This window comes from candidate division WOR-3 bacterium, from assembly GCA_039802205.1.
In the GTDB taxonomy this organism is placed as follows: Bacteria; Hydrothermota; Tepidihabitantia; order SM23-42; family JAOAFX01; genus JAOAFX01.
In genome coordinates this window covers 73409-91734 of record JBDRWD010000003.1, presented here as the reverse complement: position 1 = coordinate 91734, position 18326 = coordinate 73409, and the positions used below count along the sequence as shown (strand labels likewise).

The 18326-nt window shown below is 41.3% G+C and carries 14 protein-coding genes and 1 tRNA gene; 13 read left to right on the top strand and 2 right to left on the bottom strand.

All coding sequences use genetic code 11. From position 1 onward, the window contains the following. Window positions 1-211: 211 nt before the first annotated feature. From ABIL39_01410 to ABIL39_01390, 5 genes are all read left to right on the top strand, one after another. Window positions 212-285: transfer RNA gene (locus ABIL39_01410), tRNA-Pro, on the top strand. A 20-nt stretch (window positions 286-305) separates the two neighbouring features. Beyond that, complete coding sequence (locus ABIL39_01405) at window positions 306-1835, top strand: hypothetical protein (protein ID MEO0164779.1); 1530 nt, start codon at window positions 306-308, stop codon at window positions 1833-1835. 40 nt (window positions 1836-1875) lie between these two features. Then, on the top strand, window positions 1876-2682 hold the full coding sequence (locus ABIL39_01400; protein MEO0164778.1) for a QueT transporter family protein: 807 nt from the start codon (window positions 1876-1878) through the stop codon (window positions 2680-2682). Between the two features lie 7 nt (window positions 2683-2689). Then, window positions 2690-4315: an energy-coupling factor transporter ATPase gene (locus ABIL39_01395; GenBank protein MEO0164777.1), complete on the top strand. Its 1626-nt coding sequence runs from the start codon at window positions 2690-2692 to the stop codon at window positions 4313-4315. After that, window positions 4300-5082, top strand: a complete 783-nt coding sequence (locus ABIL39_01390; protein MEO0164776.1) for an energy-coupling factor transporter transmembrane component T — start codon at window positions 4300-4302, stop codon at window positions 5080-5082. Before ABIL39_01395 ends, ABIL39_01390 begins: the two co-directional genes overlap by 16 nt. Window positions 5083-5247: 165 nt before the next feature. Here the strand turns inward: ABIL39_01390 and ABIL39_01385 are convergent, their stop codons facing one another. Continuing rightward, complete coding sequence (locus ABIL39_01385) at window positions 5248-6609, bottom strand: sigma-54 dependent transcriptional regulator (GenBank protein ID MEO0164775.1); 1362 nt, start codon at window positions 6607-6609, stop codon at window positions 5248-5250. Between the two features lie 104 nt (window positions 6610-6713). On the opposite strand from ABIL39_01385, the gene ABIL39_01380 reads away from it, so the two are divergent. From ABIL39_01380 to ftsY, 8 genes are read left to right on the top strand one after another with little or no spacing between them, the layout of a single operon-like run. Next, window positions 6714-7205 carry a 4Fe-4S dicluster domain-containing protein gene (locus ABIL39_01380; protein ID MEO0164774.1) on the top strand — a complete coding sequence of 164 codons (492 nt, stop codon included), beginning with the start codon at window positions 6714-6716 and terminating at the stop codon, window positions 7203-7205. Further along, entirely contained in the window at window positions 7202-8056 is an 855-nt protein-coding gene (locus ABIL39_01375; GenBank protein ID MEO0164773.1) for a CoB--CoM heterodisulfide reductase iron-sulfur subunit B family protein, read from the top strand. The genes ABIL39_01380 and ABIL39_01375 overlap by 4 nt, the downstream gene beginning before the upstream one ends. A 12-nt stretch (window positions 8057-8068) precedes the next feature. Next, complete coding sequence (locus tag ABIL39_01370; GenBank protein ID MEO0164772.1) at window positions 8069-10180, top strand: hydrogenase iron-sulfur subunit; 2112 nt, start codon at window positions 8069-8071, stop codon at window positions 10178-10180. Window positions 10181-10225: 45 nt separating this feature from the next. After that, window positions 10226-11080: a hypothetical protein gene (locus ABIL39_01365; protein ID MEO0164771.1), complete on the top strand. Its 855-nt coding sequence runs from the start codon at window positions 10226-10228 to the stop codon at window positions 11078-11080. Window position 11081: 1 nt separating this feature from the next. Continuing rightward, window positions 11082-12071, top strand: a complete 990-nt coding sequence (locus ABIL39_01360) for a hypothetical protein (GenBank protein ID MEO0164770.1) — start codon at window positions 11082-11084, stop codon at window positions 12069-12071. 41 nt (window positions 12072-12112) lie between these two features. Beyond that, complete coding sequence (locus ABIL39_01355) at window positions 12113-13069, top strand: HD domain-containing protein (protein ID MEO0164769.1); 957 nt, start codon at window positions 12113-12115, stop codon at window positions 13067-13069. Beyond that, complete coding sequence (gene smc / locus ABIL39_01350; GenBank protein ID MEO0164768.1) at window positions 13066-16518, top strand: chromosome segregation protein SMC; 3453 nt, start codon at window positions 13066-13068, stop codon at window positions 16516-16518. Before ABIL39_01355 ends, smc begins: the two co-directional genes overlap by 4 nt. Window positions 16519-16527: 9 nt before the next feature. Next, window positions 16528-17361 carry a signal recognition particle-docking protein FtsY gene (gene ftsY / locus ABIL39_01345; protein MEO0164767.1) on the top strand — a complete coding sequence of 278 codons (834 nt, stop codon included), beginning with the start codon at window positions 16528-16530 and terminating at the stop codon, window positions 17359-17361. Here the strand turns inward: ftsY and ABIL39_01340 are convergent. Next, complete coding sequence (locus ABIL39_01340; GenBank protein MEO0164766.1) at window positions 17358-18053, bottom strand: VTT domain-containing protein; 696 nt, start codon at window positions 18051-18053, stop codon at window positions 17358-17360. The genes ftsY and ABIL39_01340 overlap by 4 nt on opposite strands. Window positions 18054-18326: the final 273 nt, after the last annotated feature.

The window sequence follows — 18326 nt, the reverse complement described above, 5'->3', positions numbered from 1 at the left end:
TTAGAATTATTGGATAAGCTGGATTTATCCAAATACCCGTGGCTTTTTTGTTTCAAAAAGTTATGCCCAACCGAAGATTAAAAGTGAGGAGTACTCAGTAAAATTCTTTGTTGACTTGTTCCCAAAATTTGATATAATCTATTATCTTCTATTCTGGAGGAAATGGAATTTTTGAAAAAGTGAATGTCGCCCAGTGGAGAAATTTATGTTCCGGGGCGTGGCGCAGCGGCTTAGCGCACTTGGTTTGGGACCAAGGGGTCGAGGGTTCAAATCCCTCCGCCCCGATCTCTATGGTGAGGTGTAAAATGAATATATTAGTCTTTTTTCCTCTTTCGATCTTATGGACGGTTGATTACAGTAATATCCCCCTCTTACGCTGGGCCGGACCTGAGGGAACCAGGCCTGAAACATATGAAGAATGGATTGCCCAGAACCCCTACTCAGATTTTTCGTATAAAATGGACAGAATAGAGCATGGCGATGGTAGGGCAGGGAACATAGCAATACTCACCCAACAAAATATTGCCAATGCCTTGACTGATGAAATCAACCAATTGATAAACAATCTCCAGCGAGAGGGTTTTACTATTTTTAGTTATCAGATCGCGGGTGGCACGCCTGAATCCCTCCGCACATTTCTGCAGAGTCTTTACAATAACCACAACATCGAAGGTGCGCTATTTATCGGGAACCTGCCTGTGGCCTGGTTTGAAATTGCTAATGACTTTGGTCAATATGGTTATACTCAGTTTCCTATCGATTTATTTTACATGGATTTAAATGGCATATGGCTTGATACCATGAATACTGGCAATGGAAAATACGATGGGCATACCGGTAATATCAATCCGGAAATTTATATCGGCAGACTCACACCTACTGGAATTGGAACGGACACCGTCGTTTTAAAAAATTATTTTCGCAAGAACAATGCCTACCGGTGGGATACCCTGGCTCTACAGCGCCGGGCGCTCTTTTTCTGTGATGATGACTGGATTCCTTGGGCACCCCAATGGGCATATGAACTGGCGGTTCTATATCCCGATACCAACAATTACTGGCATGCGGAAACGACCCGGGCTTCAATATATCGCAGTAAACTGAATACACCCAGAGCATGGGTAAGTGTCTTTGCCCATTCTTCTCCTAATCTACATCAGTTCACATACAATAACGGAAATGCGTATGACTATTACTATGCCAATGAATACACAACTCAAAACCCGCCGGCAAATTTCTATAACCATTTTGCCTGTTCTTTTGCTCGTTACACGACGAGCGGTTATGGTGGTGGACAGGCAATCTTCAATCAGGGCTATGGACTGGGTGCCATTGGCTCTACGAAAACCGGAAGTATGCTTGAATTTTATTATTTCTATCAACCCCTTTCCCAACAGAAAACCCTGGGGCAGGCGTTCAAAGACTGGTTTACTTATATTACCTCTAACGGTGTGACATTCGACGAATTATGCTGGCATTATGGAATGACCTTGCTTGGTGATCCCTGGTTAAAACCCACAGGCCATAATTTATCGCTTAAAGAAAATGAAAATGAAAGTGCTCATAAACCTGTCATTGTTCGCAGCAGTGTTGCGCATCAGCAGGTCATTATTGAAATTAATATCAAAGAGCCATGCGCAGTAAAAATTGCTACCTATGACTGCCTGGGAAGAGAATTAAACATTTTGGTAAATAGAAAATTTCCCCGCGGTAATTACCGGATTTTCTGGAATTATTGCAATAGTAATATGCTTCATGAACCCGCGGGTGTTTATATAATAAAAAGCGAAATTGCCAATAAAATGTACACCACTAAGGTGGTTTTGCTAAAATAACCTCTCTTGACCAGCCAAAGATTTTAAATAATATTAAGCCATGAAAGAGATTTTTACGATGTGGAAAAATACCAAAATGATAATTCTAACCGCTTTCAGTGCCGCTATCTATGCTGCAATCTTAATTCCTTTTAAAGTCGTCATCCCCCTAATCCCTGGCTTTACTGAATTCCGACCTGCTAACGCTATCCCTATTGTCTGTTCAGTCTTTTTTGGTCCTGCAGGTGCCTGGGGTTCAGCAATTGGTAACTTCATCGGCGATGCTCTGGGTGGCACCTTCGGTCTTGGAAGTATCTTTGGCTTTATCGGCAATTTTCTCTATGGGCTGATTCCATATAAAGTCTATTCAATAGCCACCCCTGAACAAAACGGTCGAATTGCTCCTGCTCATAAAAACATACTTACCCTCCTCCTTGCCATCCTCAATGCCAGCCTTGTGTGTGCAGTGGTCATCGCTTGGGGTGTAGACATGCTTGGACTTGTCCCTTTTGCGGCATTGGGAAGTATTATCTTTTTGAACAATTTTGTGGTTGCCGCCATTCTCTCGCCTATTTTGATTAGTTCTTTGCACAAACGCCTTCACGCTTGGCACCTCGTTTATACAGAGGTCATGCCCCAAGAAGACCTACCCCAACCAAAAACTCCTTTTATTAAAAAAATTGGACTCACACTTTTGACAATTGGCGGTATTTCGGGTTTGATAATCGGTATTTCAATCTCCCTTGGGATATATAAATCAAGTTTGTTCGCAATGGGATTTACTCAGGGGACAAAAGGTGGTTCTTCGCTTGCCTTAGGGCTAATTCCATCTTTAATTCTTGTTGCTTTAAGCCTATTTTTACTTTGAAAAACCTTTGGTCAATAAGCCCATTATCACTTTAAGGCAACTGAGTGTCACATATCCGAGTGCAAAATTTGCTCTCTCGGATTTAAACCTTTCAATCCTCGACGGTGAATTCGTCGTCTTGATGGGGAAAACCGGTAGTGGAAAATCAACCCTCGCCCTGACGATTACCGGGCTCATCCCCCGCATAATAAAAGCCCAGGTGAAAGGAGAAATCATAATCGCTAACAAGAGTTCCAATCACGGTCCTTGGGAAGTTGGAATTGTGCTCCAAGATTTTGAAACCCAATTATTTTCTACCAATGTCTTTTTAGAAATCGCATTTGTTATGGAAAACATGAGGATACCCGCAGATGAGATTAGAAAACGGTGTCGAGAAATTCTCAATATTTTAAAAATCAACCATCTGGCAGAACGGAATGTCCTCTCCCTTTCCGGGGGTGAAAAACAAATCGTCGCCATTGCCTCGGTTATCGCCGGTGATTTTAAGATTTTTGTCTTTGATGAACCAACGACCGACCTTGACCCAGCTGGAAAAAATATGGTTTATGACATCTTCGGTAAAGTCAGCGGCACTAAGCTCATCATCGATAACGAACCCGAAAAGGCGCTGAAAGCAGCACGCATTTTGATTTTAAGAGAAGGCAAACTTATCGCCGATGGGAAACCTGAAAAAATTTTAAGCGCAAATAAGTTTTTAGAGGATAACGGAATTCGTCCGCTCGATACCAGTCAAATTTTCCCCGGCATTCTAACAGTGGAAGATGCCTTCCGTTATATTAAAGAAAATAATATCCCTCTCAAGCGAATTGACTTCAGCAAAAAGACTATCCCAACTACTAAACCATTAATTGAATGCACTGCCATTTCGTTCGCCTATAACAAAGGTGTTCCGGTTTTGGATGATATCAACCTTGTGATTAATCATGGGGACTTTTTATCAATCATTGGACAGAATGGTTCGGGAAAAACGACTCTCGCAAAGATACTCTGTGGCTTATTAAATCCTCAAAAAGGTATCGTGCGGATAAAGAATAAAGCCCTCCGGGAATATCATCGCAAAGAATTAGCAGGGGTGATCGGCTATGTTTTCCAGAATCCTGACCATCAAATATTCTGTAATACAGTAGAAGAAGAAATCACCTTTGCCCTAAAAAATTTTGGTTGGCCTGAGAATAAGATTACAGAAGCAATAAGAACTGTGCTGAAACTGTGTGAATTAGAGGGTTATGAAGATAAAGACCCCTTTACACTGACCAGAGATGAAAAACAGCGTCTTGCTGTAGCAACTGTTTTGGCTTTCAAACCAGAAATAATCATTCTTGATGAACCCACAACCGGCCTTGATTATCAACAACAGATAAAGATCATGAATTTATTAAAAACACTCAATGACAAAGGTTATACAATTATCATTATCACCCATACAATGTGGCTCGTCACAGAATACACCAACCGGACCGTGGTCATGGCTAACGGCAGGATCGTCCTGGACGGAGAAACGAGAGATGTCTTTAAAAACGAAGAGATATTATGGCGGTACCATCTGGAGCCCCCTTCGGTATGCCGTCTGGGTAATCGGCTCGGTCTAAATGTGCTCACCGTTGCAGAGTTTAAAAAATGTATCTCTATGTAGCAAAGAATAGTTTTTTTCACGCCCGTCATCCAGTGGTGAAAATTTTAATCCTCACCACCGGTTTCTTTGTCGCCATCATCTTCAATTCCCCCCTATATCTTCTGGGTTTTCTACTTGTGGTGTTATTCATGATTTATTATGCCGGAGGAATGGAGAATGTGTACCGCATGCGTATCGTTTTGATTTTGTTATTCCTTTTTAGCACTATTATGTGGTCATTTTTTATCAAAGAAGGAAGGATATTGATTAAACTCGGACCGCTTTCCATCACTGACCGTTCCCTCGCTTATGGGTGTGGTATGGGTTTGCGTTTAGATCTCATGGTTCTCACTGGATTGTTATTCTTCACTATCACCATGATTGAGGAATTAAGTTTTGGACTCCACAAAATGGGTCTCCCCTATCCCTTCTGCTTTGCCCTTGCTATGGCTTTTCGACTCGTCCCGTTATTTTTACAGGAAGGGACAATCGTCATCGAAGCCCAGACGCTCCGTGGACTTGATTTGACGAAAGGAAATTTATTCCAGAGAATAAGAAATCATTTCCCACTGATCATTCCAATATTTGTAACCACCGTAAAGAAAATGGATAATCTATTTCTCGCCCTTGAATCTAAAAAATTCAAACCAGATAAAGAAAGAACATTCTATCTTGATAAAATATTAAATCCCATTGATTATCTCGTTATCATCTTGGTATTCCTTATCATCACGGGCTGCGTTTTATTAAGGAGATTCGGCTACGGTGTCATTCTCCATCGTCTTTAAATCTCTGCTACTATTAGCCCAAAATCATCGGCCACCCGCCCGGAACGGAAGAAAGGCAAAAATGCTGTTGTTTAAAAAAATTAAACTTTGCGGGTTGAATCATAAAGCCCGTTTCCGATACAGAAGGATATGGAATGAAACAGTGTTAATCTTTGTTTTATTTAATTAAAGATTAGCCTTTTTTAAACCGTATTTTTCCATCTTATTATACAAAGTAACTCGATTGATACCAAGAAGCGACGCTGCCTTCTTTATATTCCAGCCACAGAGTCTCAGCACATTCTGTATATGCTCCTTTTCCACCGTCGCCAACCGCAGATCCGTAGTCATAATCTTTTGTTGGGTGAAATCCTTGTCCATCAGATTCCGGGGCAAATCTTTCAACTGGATAGTATCTCCTTTTGCCACCACAACTGCGTGTTCAATCACATTTTCCAGTTCCCGAACATTACCGGGCCAGTCATATTCCATCAGCCGTTCCAACACCTCTGGAAGAACTCGATTTATCTCTTTTCTATTCTCCCGATTGAATTTTTTCAAAAAATGGTCTACCAACATTGGAATATCCTCTTTGCGCTCACGGAGTGGGGGAATTTCAATAGTGATTACATTCAAACGGTAGTATAAATCTTCACGGAAAGTCCCGTTTCTTATCATCTCCTCCAGATTTTTGTTAGTAGCGGCGATGATCCGAGTATCAACTTTTATAATCTCCTTACCACCCACCCGACGGAACTCCCGCTCCTGTAAGAATCTTAAAAGATCAACCTGGGTCTTCAAACTTATGTCACCGATCTCATCAAGGAAAAGGGTCCCCTTGTCAGCCATCTCAATCCTACCCTTGTGTTGACTCAGGGCACCGGTGAATGCCCCCTTTTCATATCCGAATAGCTCCGCCTCCAGCAAGGTCTCAGGCATTGCTCCACAGGCTGCGGCGATAAAAGGACCCCTACTTCTTGGACTTAAATTATGAATCGCTCGGGCAACAAGTTCCTTCCCGGTCCCGCTCTCGCCCCGGATGAGCACAGTGGATTTGGTCGGTGCTACGGTTTTGATCAGTTCAAAAACCTTTTGCATTTTTGAACTCTTACCAATTAAATCTTCCAGCTGAAATCGCTTTTCAAGTTCTTTGCGCAAAAAAATATTTTCTTTCACAACCTCCTGATGTTCAAGAAGTTTTTTAAGAATAATATCAATCTCTTCGGGATTGAACGGCTTCATAACATAATCAGCTGCCCCTTCTTTCATGGCGATCACCGCACTATCCACAGTTCCATGGGCAGTAATGATTATCACTGGCAAATCCGGATTTAATTTATGAACTCGTCGCAAAGTCTCTATCCCATCCATCTTTGGCATTTTTAAATCTACCAACGCTGCATCCCATTCCGCATTTTCTACCGCTTCCAATGCCTTAAAACCGTCTTCCACAGCCTTTGCTTCATAGCCTAAATTTTCCAACCATTCGGTTAGAGCTGTCCGAACGATCTCTTCATCATCAACGATAAGAATACGGTATTTTTTCATAATGTTTAAAAATTATACATGAATTTAAAACAAAATCAATAGCTCATTTAAACCCTTGATTTTTCTTCTCGAGTATATATAATTTCGACACATATGGAGGCAAAATGATCAATTTAATGAATGCTGACGCCAATTTTAAATGGGAAATTATCAAGCAAGAAGGCGACGCAGGATTATTAAGATGTTTTGGCTGCAGTGACTGTGCAGCAAGCTGCCCGGTCCGTTATCTTGATGACCGCTATAATCCTAGGAAGATTATCCGCTTAACTCTTTTAGGAATGAAGGAGGAAGTCCTTTCCTCGCCCTTTTTATGGTTATGTGCCCATTGCCATGCCTGCTCGGAAAGGTGTCCCCAGGGTATCCCGGTTGCCGAAGTAATCAACGCAATAAAAAACTATGCGGCCAAGCAGGGTTACTGTCCTGAAGGATTAAAAGTGCAGTTGAACTTACTCAACAATTCCGGTAGATTATATGAACTTGAAGATTTTGACCTGAAAAAGAGACAACGTCTTGGCTTGCCCGAACTTAGCAAGAAGATTTCCGATGTTTCTCGAATATTTCAATTTACCCAAGTTTTTGAAAGGATAACAAAATGAAAAAGTATGTACTCTTTCTGGGGTGTACGGTGCCCGTACGGGCCCAGCATTATGAACTCGCCGTGCGTAATGTTGCCCGAGAACTCGGCATAGAATTTGTTGATCTCAAAGAAGGATCATGCTGTGGATTTCCTTTAAAAGCACTGGATGCAGAAACAGCACTTCTTTTAGCCGCACGCAATGTTGGACTCGCCAGCAATTTGGAACTTGATGTAGCCACCCTCTGCAACTCTTGTACCGCAATGCTTGCAGATGCCCAGATTAAATTAAAACACGGAGAATTCCGCCGAAAATTTACTGATCTTGGTTTTACCTATCCTAAAGAAATCCGGGTCCGACATTTTGTCCGCATCCTTTATGAGGATATCGGAATCGAAAATCTTAAAAAAGCGATAAAAAAACCCCTTAACAATCTAAAAATAATCGCCCATTATGGCTGCCATTATCTCCGGCCTTCCTACCTTCATGCTTTTGATAATGTAGAAAATCCCCACACCCTGGATGAACTCGTGGCGCTCACCGGGGCAACCGCAATTGAATATCAGGAAAAAAAGCTTTGCTGCGGTGGTTCGGTATTAGGCGTTGATGAAGAACTTGCTTTAAAAATGGCGAATGAGAAACTCACCGTAGCAAAAAATAATGGGGCTGATGCCCTGATCTCCATCTGTCCCTTCTGTACGGTGATGTATGAAGACAATCAAAGGAAAGTGGAAACAAAGTTTAATGCATCATATAATCTCCCTGTCCTTTACTATCCACAATTGCTGGGTCTGGGAATGGGACTCAATCCCGATGCCTGTGGCTTAAAATTCAATCGAATTAGACCAGATAATATTCTCTCAAAGTTATAAAAGGAGTCAAAAATGAAATTAATTCTTTGCCGTTGCAACGGTTTAATAAACCTACCGGATTTAAATTTGGGACCCGAAATAAAGATTGAATGGTATGATAATCTATGCAATGGGAATATAACAGTTGAACCTGAGGAAAAAACGGTCATCGCCGGATGTTCACCCTCTTTGCTGGAAAGCCTGTTCCCCGATATCGATGCCGAATTTGTCAATCTAAAAGACCATGTCTTTTTGATAAATCATCCACCTGAAAAAGCAGTAGAACTACTCCTGGGTGCGATAGCAAAGTTAAAAACTGGACCAGCGCTTAAAAAGAAATCATTCCCGATAAAAAATAAAACTGCACTGGTCATCGGTGCGGGTGTAGCAGGGCTTGACCTGACAGAAACTTTAAGCGCGGCCGGGATTAAGGTATATCTGGTGGAAAAAGAACCATTTCTTGGAGGAACAGTTGCCAAACTGGACCGCCTTTATCCTGAAGGGACCCCCTGGAGTCACACTATCCTGCCCTTGATTTCCAAGGTGATAAAAAAGAAGAATGTTGAGATATTAAGCAATGGTGAGATAGAGGATATCAAGGGGACGATCGGAGACTACCAGATAAAAATAAAAATTAAACCCCGGGGAGTTGTTAGATGCAATAATTGCGGTGCCTGTGTAGCCGTCTGTCCGGTCCAGGTAAATGACCATGGTAGATTGCGTAAGGCAATTTATACAACAAACACCTATCCACATTTTTATGCGATTGACTTTTCTGCCTGCACCAAGTGTGGTGAATGTATAAAAGTTTGTCCGGGTAGGATTGAACTTAGTGAAAAAGACCAAATTGTCGAAATAAACGCTGGTGCTGTTGTTGTGGCTACTGGCTTAAAATTTTATGACCTAAGCCAGGTAGCAGAATATGGCTACGGCCGATTTCCCCATGTACTCAATACCCTTGAATTTGAGAGAAAGATTGTCGATGGTTCGCTCGTGCCCCGAAAAGTAGTCTTCATCTGTTGTGCAGGCTCAAGGGATCATGCCCATCTTGCCTATTGCTCTCGGGTCTGCTGTTTCCTCGCCCTCAAAGAAGCCAAATTGGTGAAAGACCGCTACCCTGATACCCAGGTGTTTGTCTGTGCTATGGACATGCGGAGTTACGGCAATTTTGAATATTTTTATACTACTTTAAGGGAATTGGGAATATCTTTCATCAAAGGCAAACCTTCCGAGGTCCAGCAACGAGGGGAGAATCTTATCGTTAAAGTGGAAGACCTCTATACCAACGAACTTTTAGAGATTAACGCGGATACGGTCGTCCTCAGCGGCGGTTTTCTCCCGGATATTGAAACCTTCAACAGAGTAGGGATAAAACTTGACGGAAGATTTCCGGTGCTATTTGAGAATGGAAAATTAGGTAATACTGAAATACCCCGTGGTATATTCGTGGCGGGCTCAGCCAGTTTCCCGGCAGGGGTCGCTGAAACATTAGTGGATGCCCGGAAGGCCGCCCATGAGGTCATCTCGCTATTACAAAAATCTTCATTGGAAACAACTCAACCCAATGCCTATGTCAATGATGAAAATTGTAGCCTTTGCAAGACCTGCATCAGTTCCTGTCCTTATCATGCGATTGGCATTGAGGAAGAAAAGATAAAAATTCGTTCCGACCTATGTATGGGATGTGGAATATGTGCAAGTGCCTGTCCGGCCGCAGCGAGCCGTCTGGAAAGATTTACCGCCCGGGAGATATCCGCATGGATTGAAGCCACCGCAAAAACTGGTGATATCATCGCTTTTCTCTGTAAATGGTCGGCCTATAATGCCACTGAGGCAGCGGCCGCGATGAAGATAAAATACCCAGAGAATGTAAAAATTCTCCGGGTCCCCTGCAGTGGAGCAGTGGAACCCACCCATATCCTTCAAGCCATTAATTACGGTGTCCGGGGTGTCCTGGTCGGAGGGTGTTATCCCGATGCCTGCCATTATGGCGAAGGCAATTTTAAAGCACGTGCCCGAGAAAAATTTCTTGCTGAGACAATCGCCTTGCTGGGTTTGCCTCCAAGCCGCGTCCGGCTGGAGTGGATTGGGAAAGACGAAGCTCATAAATTTAGTCAAATCATCCAGGAGTTAAATCAGGGCTGAAATTAATCATTGACATTTAGGAAATTTTTGGTATAATTACTCAACATGGGATGTATTTTGATATTATTTTTCCTTTTGGGTGATATCGGGTTTGAATATCTCCTCGTTGATCCCATCGCAGAAAGAGGCGGCATGGGGTATGCCCTTTATGGTGATGGCCATAATATCTATTACAATCCTGCGGGTGTAAATTTGAATCATAAATCAAACTATTCATTCTCTTACATGAACTACATCGGTGGAACCCATTTCGGTTATGTTGGTTACGAATCAGGAACCCTGGGTGCAGGAGTGCGATATTTTTACAGTGGTAAAATAAAAAAAACCGATGCCCTGGGGCAGGAATTAGGTGAATTCAGCACCAATTTTATTGACCTGAACATCGGCAAAGGTTTTAAAATCAATCACATTCTATTGGGTGCTGCAGGAAAAATAGTTTATGAGCAGATTGACTCCCTTTATTCCATGGGGTTGGGGGTAGATATTGGAGTCCTCCATTTGCTGGATCCCTCTAATATCCAAGTAGGTCTGGTCCTCAAACATTTGGGAATGAGTATCAAACCCTTCATCAGCCAAAAAGAGTTACTACCTTATGAAATTGATCTGGGTGTAATTAAAAAATTGAATGAAGGATATCTGGGATTTGATGTTGTCAAACCCGGCTTGATGAATCTGGGATTGAGAATTGGTGGAGGGTATAACCTAACAAAATTTTTTATCCTGCGTTTTTCTTATAATACCCTTCTGTCTCAGATTAAAACCGACACCGGCCTTGATTTTCTCGCCGGTTTGACGGTAGGATTTGGAATAAAAAAAGAGAAACTCAATATCAACTATTCCTACACACCCTATTTCAATCTGGGACAGGCCCATAGATTGACCATAAGAATAGGAGGTTAAAATGTCTCGTGTAACATTGGGAATCATCCCCGCAATTATGATCGTAATTCTTACACTTTTCTTTTATTTTAGCCCTAAATTTTTGGGACAAAAATCGGTAAATGGCAAAGAAGTCTTAACCGAAATAATCAATAAGAGAATCCAAAACATCGGCAATTTCATTGCCCGTGCGACATTTGTCCAGGATGCAATCATTGAAAAAGACGACGCCAAGCTTTCCGAGATCATCACCGCCCTAAGACAGGATGATCCTGAGATTTTAAACGTAAACTTTACTGATGAAAACAATAAGGTTATCGCCTCTTCCAATGCCCAGATGCTCGGCACTAATTATTCACCGCTGAATCCGGGAGGCGCAAGTAAAATTATGGAGAAATCCGGCATCTTTGAAGGTGGCTTTAGTATCAATCTGGGAACCAAAACGATCGGCACTATTTACATCCAGTTGAAACCCCAGATGCCTGAAATAAAAGTTGCCGGTGCTCCCAATCCATTAATCCTCATCGCCGGATTGGTCTTTGCGGTTCTTGCTGCGATTATCACAATTGGCCTTGCTGGTGGTTTAGAATCCCGACTAGTAGAAGAGATCAATCTCCGTCAGGAAGAAGTCTTTTTGCCCAAGATTGAGGAACTAAAAAAACAACAAGCCGAAGCCCAGAAGACGCTGGATGAAATAAACAAAAAGATAGCGGAAGGTGAAAATAAAATAAAAACGCTGGAAACCGAATACCAGACAAAGAAGCGCGAGTACGAATCCAGTCCGGTAGTGCAGTCGGTAGAAAAATTAAGAGAGACTGAAACCGAACTATTGAAACGACTGGAAGTCCTAAAGAATGAAGAAAGCCGATTGAATAACGAAATCAATCTCCTCACCCAGAAGCGTGAAGAGATCATGAATGCCCTGGAGGCAGAAAAGAAAGAAGAAGCAAAATTGCGGGAAAAACTTGACCTGATTAAGAAAAAGATTCTACATCTTGAAACTCCGACATAGAATAGGGACAAAATCAATAATCCCAAAGATACCATCTGACGATGAAAAGTCAATACATAAATGAACTGAAATCCGGCCAGCTGGTAAAAGAGAAATTTTTGCTCACCAAAAAAATCCTCAGGGAAAAAAAGGACGGAGGATTTTTTACCCAAATCGAACTAAGTGATCGCACCGGTTCGATGGAAGGTGTTGCATGGGATAATGTAAGCGATGAACTGAAAAATATCGCATCAGGTGATTTTGTTTTTGTCACAGGAAGTGTGGGTGAATATAACGAAAGGCTGCGCATTGTCGTAAATTCAATTGCAAAGATTTCTGAGGAAGATGTGGAGGCAGAGGATTTTCTTCCGGTGGTAGAAGAAAATGTTGAAGAAGTGTTCGCTGAGATAAAACTCATGCTTGAGCAAATAACCAATCCGTATCTCCAGAATTTAATCCAGCAGTTCCTTAACGATGAACAATTTATCACCCATTTTAAAAAAGCACCAGCCGCGAAAAGAGCACATCATGCTGAAATCGGTGGATTGGCAGTCCATACGCGGAATGTAATGAAACTGGGTATAAAAACTTGTGAGATATTTAAATTTTTAAATCACGATTTGGTCATTGCAGGTAGTTTTCTCCATGATATCGGGAAAATCTATGAGTATGCCTATAATAAAAAGATTGACCACACCAAAAATGGCCGCATGCTTGGACACATCATCATCGGTTATGAAATGATCACTGAAAAAATTGCCCGGATTCCTAAATTTCCTGAAGAATTGCGTTTGAAACTATTGCATATGGTGGTTTCTCATCATGGAGAGTTGGAATATGGTTCGCCTATCCTTCCGGTATTTCCCGAGGCACTGGCACTACACTTTTTAGATAATCTGGACTCCAAACTGGAAATGATGCATGAAGAGATTAAAAAAAATAAAGGGACGCTTGCGGCCTGGAGCGAATATCATCCCTTGCTGGAGAGGGTTATCTATTTGGGAACTGAACCTCAATGAAAATCAAGGAAATAAAATTATACGGTTTTAAGTCCTTCCAGGAAGAAACTAAATTCCTTTTAAATCCTGGTATTACTGCCTTTGTGGGGCCCAACGGTAGTGGTAAATCCAATATTTTTGATGCACTGAGGTGGGTTTTTGGCGAACAGAGTATGAAGGCATTGCGCTGTGAAAAGAACGAAGATCTCATCCACATCTCTGCTGATGGTTTGAGTGACTCCAATTTTGCGGAAGTAACTGTGACCATTGAAAACGAAGATTATTTCCCTCAATTCGGAAGCGAATTTGAGATCAAAAGAAAGTATTATCGTAATGGTGAGAGTGAATTCTATCTCAATCGGGTAAAATGCCGGCTCCAGGACATTCAGGCATTATTTCTAAACTCGGGTACCCTTACCTATTCCTTTTTGGAACTTTCGGAAATAGAGCGCATCATCAGCGGAGATACCAAAGAGATGTTTGATGATGTTGCCGGAATTCTTAAATATCAGGAAAGACGTGAACAAACAAAAAGAAGATTAGAACAAACTGAACAGGACCTTTTGCGCCTTGAGGATGTCATCAACGAAATGGAAAGAACCGTGCGCAGTCTAAAAAGACAGGCACGGCAGACCCAGTTGTATCAAGAATTAAAGGAAGAGTATAAAAAACTATCCCTGCTCATTGCCCGTCGAGAGTATGAAAAAACAATCACCGAACTTCAAACTGCCCAACAACAACTCAACGATCTGAATCAACAAAAACAAAGCCTCCTCTTAAAATTAAATCATCTGGATGAAACACGCCAGCAATTGAAGAGTGAATTCCAAAATCTTGATATCCAAAAGAAGGAAATCGTTGACCGAATCAATAACTTAAACTACGAAATCGAAGATTTGCAACAACAATTAGCTGGGCTCGAGAACGAAGCAAAACAATTTAATCTTGAATATGAAAGAAAGACAGCCTCCTTAAAAGAAAAACAGGAGTACTTAAAGAATCTGAACCAGAAAATTTTGGAGAATGAATTAAAAGTTACCGAAGCCACTCAAGAACTTCAGAATTGGCAGGAGAAATTGAAGACAGAACAGAGTAAATTAGAAGCACTCTCTCAGAATTATGTGACGGTTGCGCAAGCACTTGAGGAGAAACAAAGAACATTGGACGGTGTGATGTTCAAGATCCAGCTTTTGAAAAACGACCTGGCAAGGTTGGAGTTGAACAAATCCAGCAAAGAAAATGTAATTGAGCAGTTAAACAAGGAAAAAGAAGAACTGACATTGACTTTATCCACACGGGTTGACGAGCGATCAAAACTGGACCAACAACTTGAGGTAATGATTAAAGAACAGGATCGGATTAGCAATATTATTCTTACCCAGCAAAATAAACTGAATGAATTAACCAGAAAAATTGAAAATTTCGACAAAGAAATCCAACAACGCCAGGAATTACTAAATGATTGCCGACTATTAATTGAAACCCTCTCCCACCGACTGGGTAGGATGGAAAATTTGAAATTTATAAAACAAAATTTCAAAGAACGTTTTATCGGAGTGTTCCGGGATTACATCACCGTCCAACCTGGTTATGAACCTGTTGTTGATTTATGTCTTTATGAAATCCTTAATTCCTTCCTCACCTCTACCCTAACCGCTGAAGATCTACAAAACTTACCCGCTGGCCGCTACAGTTTTCTTCTCAGAAAAAGTAGTGAAGAGGTTCCGGAAGAATTAAAAAAGCTGAAAAGCATCGCAGAATTTGTGGAAGTTAAGGGTCATAATGAAATCATTACACCGATACTTACGCGCTTCTATCTGGCATCAAATTTTGAAGAGGCGCTATCCTATAGCGCGCGTTTCCCTGGTTATGGATTCGTGACACCTGATGGGTTGCTTTTTCATCATAATATCGTCTATGCCCAGAAAGGAGAAGTGGGATATTTTCAAATAAGCCAAAAGCTGAGTGAATACAATATCCAGGCTGAATCTTTGAGGAATGAATTAATATTTCTCAATGACGAACGCCGCAAACTCATTGATGAACAAAATCATCTTAAAGAGGATCTAGAAAATAACCGGGAGGAATTATTTGCATTAAATATCAAGAAATCGGAACTATCCATGCAATTGAATGCACTCAAAAATCAGCTTGAAAGTATCAACCGGGAAATTGACAATGTTAATGGCGAAAAGAAAAATATTGAGCAGGAAATAGAAAGATTAAACAGAGAGATCGAAGAAATTACTGGGCAACTGGTAAAAAACGAAGAAGAATTGCAAAAGTTGCAAGACGAAAAAAATGCATTGGCAAATCAGTTAGGAGAAATCGAAAAACAAATCGATGCACAAAATCAAGAGCTCAACCAGATAATTTTAAAAATTGGAATATTGGGTGAACGGAAAGCGGTGGCTGAGAAAGATCTCCAAGCCACCGAGCACGAAATCAGTATTTTGAGAAATGAAATAGATGAAATAACCCGGTGGATGGAAGAGACAACGCTTCGAACAATCAGTGCTCGGATTACCGAACTGCAGAATACCCTGAATGCGAAAAGAGAAGAGCGTTCCTTATTAGAAAAACAAATCCCGGATGAACCTCTCCGGACCGTATCCCAGAAACTTGACGCCCTTTATGATGAAATAACCGCCCTCCAGAAACAACACGATGAAATCCAGAATATAATCATGCAGGTCAATTTTAAAGTTTTCGAATTAAACCACAAGAAAGAAGAATTGATAAAAACTGCCCAGGAAGAGTTCCAGACCAATCTGGATGAATATCTACCTGAAGAAATCCCAGAACCCGAACAAAAACTTGCGGAAATAAAAGAAAGAATGGCGCGGCTTGGTGAAATAAATCCTTTAAGCCTTACCGCCTATGAGCAAGAGAAAAAACGACTTGATGAATATCTCGCCCAGCGGAACGATATAATTGCGGCAAAGCAGAATCTTTTGAAATCAATTGCCGAACTCGATGCCCGGGCAAAAGAACGGTTTGTTGAAACCTTTAAAGAAATCAAAGAAAAATTCAATGAGGTATTCTCTAAATTCTTCGAAGGGGGCGAAGCCGATTTAATTCTAACCGACCCATCAAACCCCTTGACCTCGGATGTTGATATCGTGGTGCGTATGAAAGGCAAAAGAATAAAAAGAATCAACCAACTTTCCGGAGGTGAACGCACGCTTTTGGCCGTAAGCCTTTTGCTCGCCTTCTATCTTGTCAAACCTGCTCCTTTTTGTATCCTTGATGAAATCGATGCCCCCCTGGATGATGTCAATGTTGTGAGATTCAATAAGTTCCTAAGGGAATTATCCCAACACACCCAAGTAGTAATCATCACCCATAACCGGGCAACCATGGAATATGCCGATTATCTCTATGGCCTCACCATGGAAAAACCAGGGAAGAGCAAAATCATCTCCACCCGACTTGAAGATCTGGAGCCAATAGCCGTAGCCGAACAATAAACCAAACTTATGCCATTTTTCTATCTTCGCAACTTCTTAGGCAAACTAAGTGGAATCTTCAGCCCCTCAAAGACCACCGATCTATCAACCTTGGAACAGATTCTCCTTGAATCAGATGTCGGAATAAAATACACAAATTTATTACTGGAAAAAATCGGTAATGAACCAACCCGTTTGAAAGACGAAATATTAAAAATCATCAGTATCAAACCACCCATTTTAAATCCCGTCCCTCCGCTCATCATCCTCATCTGTGGGGTCAACGGTTCGGGCAAAACAACAACCGTGGCGAAACTCGCCCATCGGTATCAGAAAATGGGAAGTGTTCTTCTGGTCAGTGCCGACACTTACCGGGATGCCGCATCCGAACAACTTGAAATCTGGGCGCGGCAAACCCGGGTGGAAATAGTCCGTTCTCAGAAAGGGCAGGACGCAGGGGCGGTAGTCTATGATGGTTTGAATAAGGCATTCACCAAAGGAATTGATACTGTTTTGATCGATACTGCCGGTAGGCTCCACACTCGCACCGACCTGATGGAAGAACTGAAAAAGATTAGACGCGTCATTAGTAAGTTAAAACCCCCTGGACCAGATCTCACCCTTCTAACGATTGATGCGACATTGGGACAGAACTCAATCCAACAGGCGAAAATCTTTACCGAGGAATTGGGGATCAACGGTTTGATTCTAACCAAGTTTGATGGCACAGCGAAAGGTGGTGCTATTATTCCTATATGTGCCGAATTAAAAATCCCGGTATTGTATTTAGGGGTTGGCGAAAAGATTGAGGACCTCATTGAATTTAAACCCGAGGAATTTGTTCAAGCCCTTTTTGAAGATTAAATCTTCGGAATATTAAATCTTTGAATATATTTCTCAAAAGCAGTTTCTAATCTTCTTTCAAATACGACATAAAGCAGGAGTGCAACCAAAGTCCCACCACCCCCGATAAGCCAACCTCTTGGTCCCAGATCCATAATCCAGTTCCCCGCCAAAACATAGAACAGTATCCCGGGAATCCGACAGCAGGCAATCAGGACTATCAAGATTTTCAAGGAGATCGTAGTCATACCCGCCAGATAAAAGATTCCATCGCCGATAGGATTAGGGAATAGTGCCAGAAATATTATCAAGGGTAAACCCTTCTTGGTTATTTGTTCTTCAATCCGTAGTGCCTTTTCTTCAACCAAGAAATAGAGGATCTTTTTGCCGAAAACTCTTACCCCTAGCATCGCCAGAAAACCCCCCACAATCACTGCACACCACGAAATAAAAAATCCCCTCAATGGTCCAAATAGCATCCCCGAAACTATATTCAAAACCTGTCCTGGAACCGGCGCAAAAAAAATCTGGAAAATATAAAGCAAAAAATATATAAGATAGGATACAAACCCATAACTTTGAATTTCATCTCTAACTGCTTCCGGGTCATTGACGATAAAATTGAAATTTTTTATAAAAATAATTGATACCAAGACAATAATAAAGAAAAAAACAATTGATCCGCAAAAGCTCAAAATTCGTTTTATTTTCATTTATTTAATTATATCCGTTTTTAAACTTCTATCAATACAAGAAATGAGTCCATCCTCATGTATCTCTCACCGTTATCATTGAAATAAAAAGTTGAAAGAATAAAATTAACTTCCGGTATGAAGCGGAGAAACACGAAAAATAAAGCGCGGTTTTAACAAGTTCCTTAAATTTTTTAAACCAAAAGAGTATCGGTATGAAATACCCCTAATTATCTCACAAATCGCCACACATTTTGAAATGGCGGCAAGGATTTTTAATTCGAGATAGGTGGA

Bases quoted from the DNA above. Each gene is read 5' to 3' on its own strand.
- ABIL39_01355 (MEO0164769.1), top strand. From the start codon at position 12,113: ATGAAAAGTCAATACATAAATGAACTGAAATCCGGCCAGCTGGTAAAA.
- ABIL39_01360 (MEO0164770.1), top strand. From the start codon at position 11,082: ATGTCTCGTGTAACATTGGGAATCATCCCCGCAATTATGATCGTAATT.
- ftsY (MEO0164767.1), top strand. From the start codon at position 16,528: ATGCCATTTTTCTATCTTCGCAACTTCTTAGGCAAACTAAGTGGAATC.
- ABIL39_01340 (MEO0164766.1), bottom strand. From the start codon at position 18,053: ATGAAAATAAAACGAATTTTGAGCTTTTGCGGATCAATTGTTTTTTTC.
- ABIL39_01390 (MEO0164776.1), top strand. From the start codon at position 4,300: ATGTATCTCTATGTAGCAAAGAATAGTTTTTTTCACGCCCGTCATCCA.
- ABIL39_01380 (MEO0164774.1), top strand. From the start codon at position 6,714: ATGATCAATTTAATGAATGCTGACGCCAATTTTAAATGGGAAATTATC.
- ABIL39_01370 (MEO0164772.1), top strand. From the start codon at position 8,069: ATGAAATTAATTCTTTGCCGTTGCAACGGTTTAATAAACCTACCGGAT.
- ABIL39_01375 (MEO0164773.1), top strand. From the start codon at position 7,202: ATGAAAAAGTATGTACTCTTTCTGGGGTGTACGGTGCCCGTACGGGCC.
- ABIL39_01405 (MEO0164779.1), top strand. From the start codon at position 306: ATGAATATATTAGTCTTTTTTCCTCTTTCGATCTTATGGACGGTTGAT.
- ABIL39_01400 (MEO0164778.1), top strand. From the start codon at position 1,876: ATGAAAGAGATTTTTACGATGTGGAAAAATACCAAAATGATAATTCTA.
- ABIL39_01385 (MEO0164775.1), bottom strand. From the start codon at position 6,609: ATGAAAAAATACCGTATTCTTATCGTTGATGATGAAGAGATCGTTCGG.
- smc (MEO0164768.1), top strand. From the start codon at position 13,066: ATGAAAATCAAGGAAATAAAATTATACGGTTTTAAGTCCTTCCAGGAA.
- ABIL39_01365 (MEO0164771.1), top strand. From the start codon at position 10,226: ATGGGATGTATTTTGATATTATTTTTCCTTTTGGGTGATATCGGGTTT.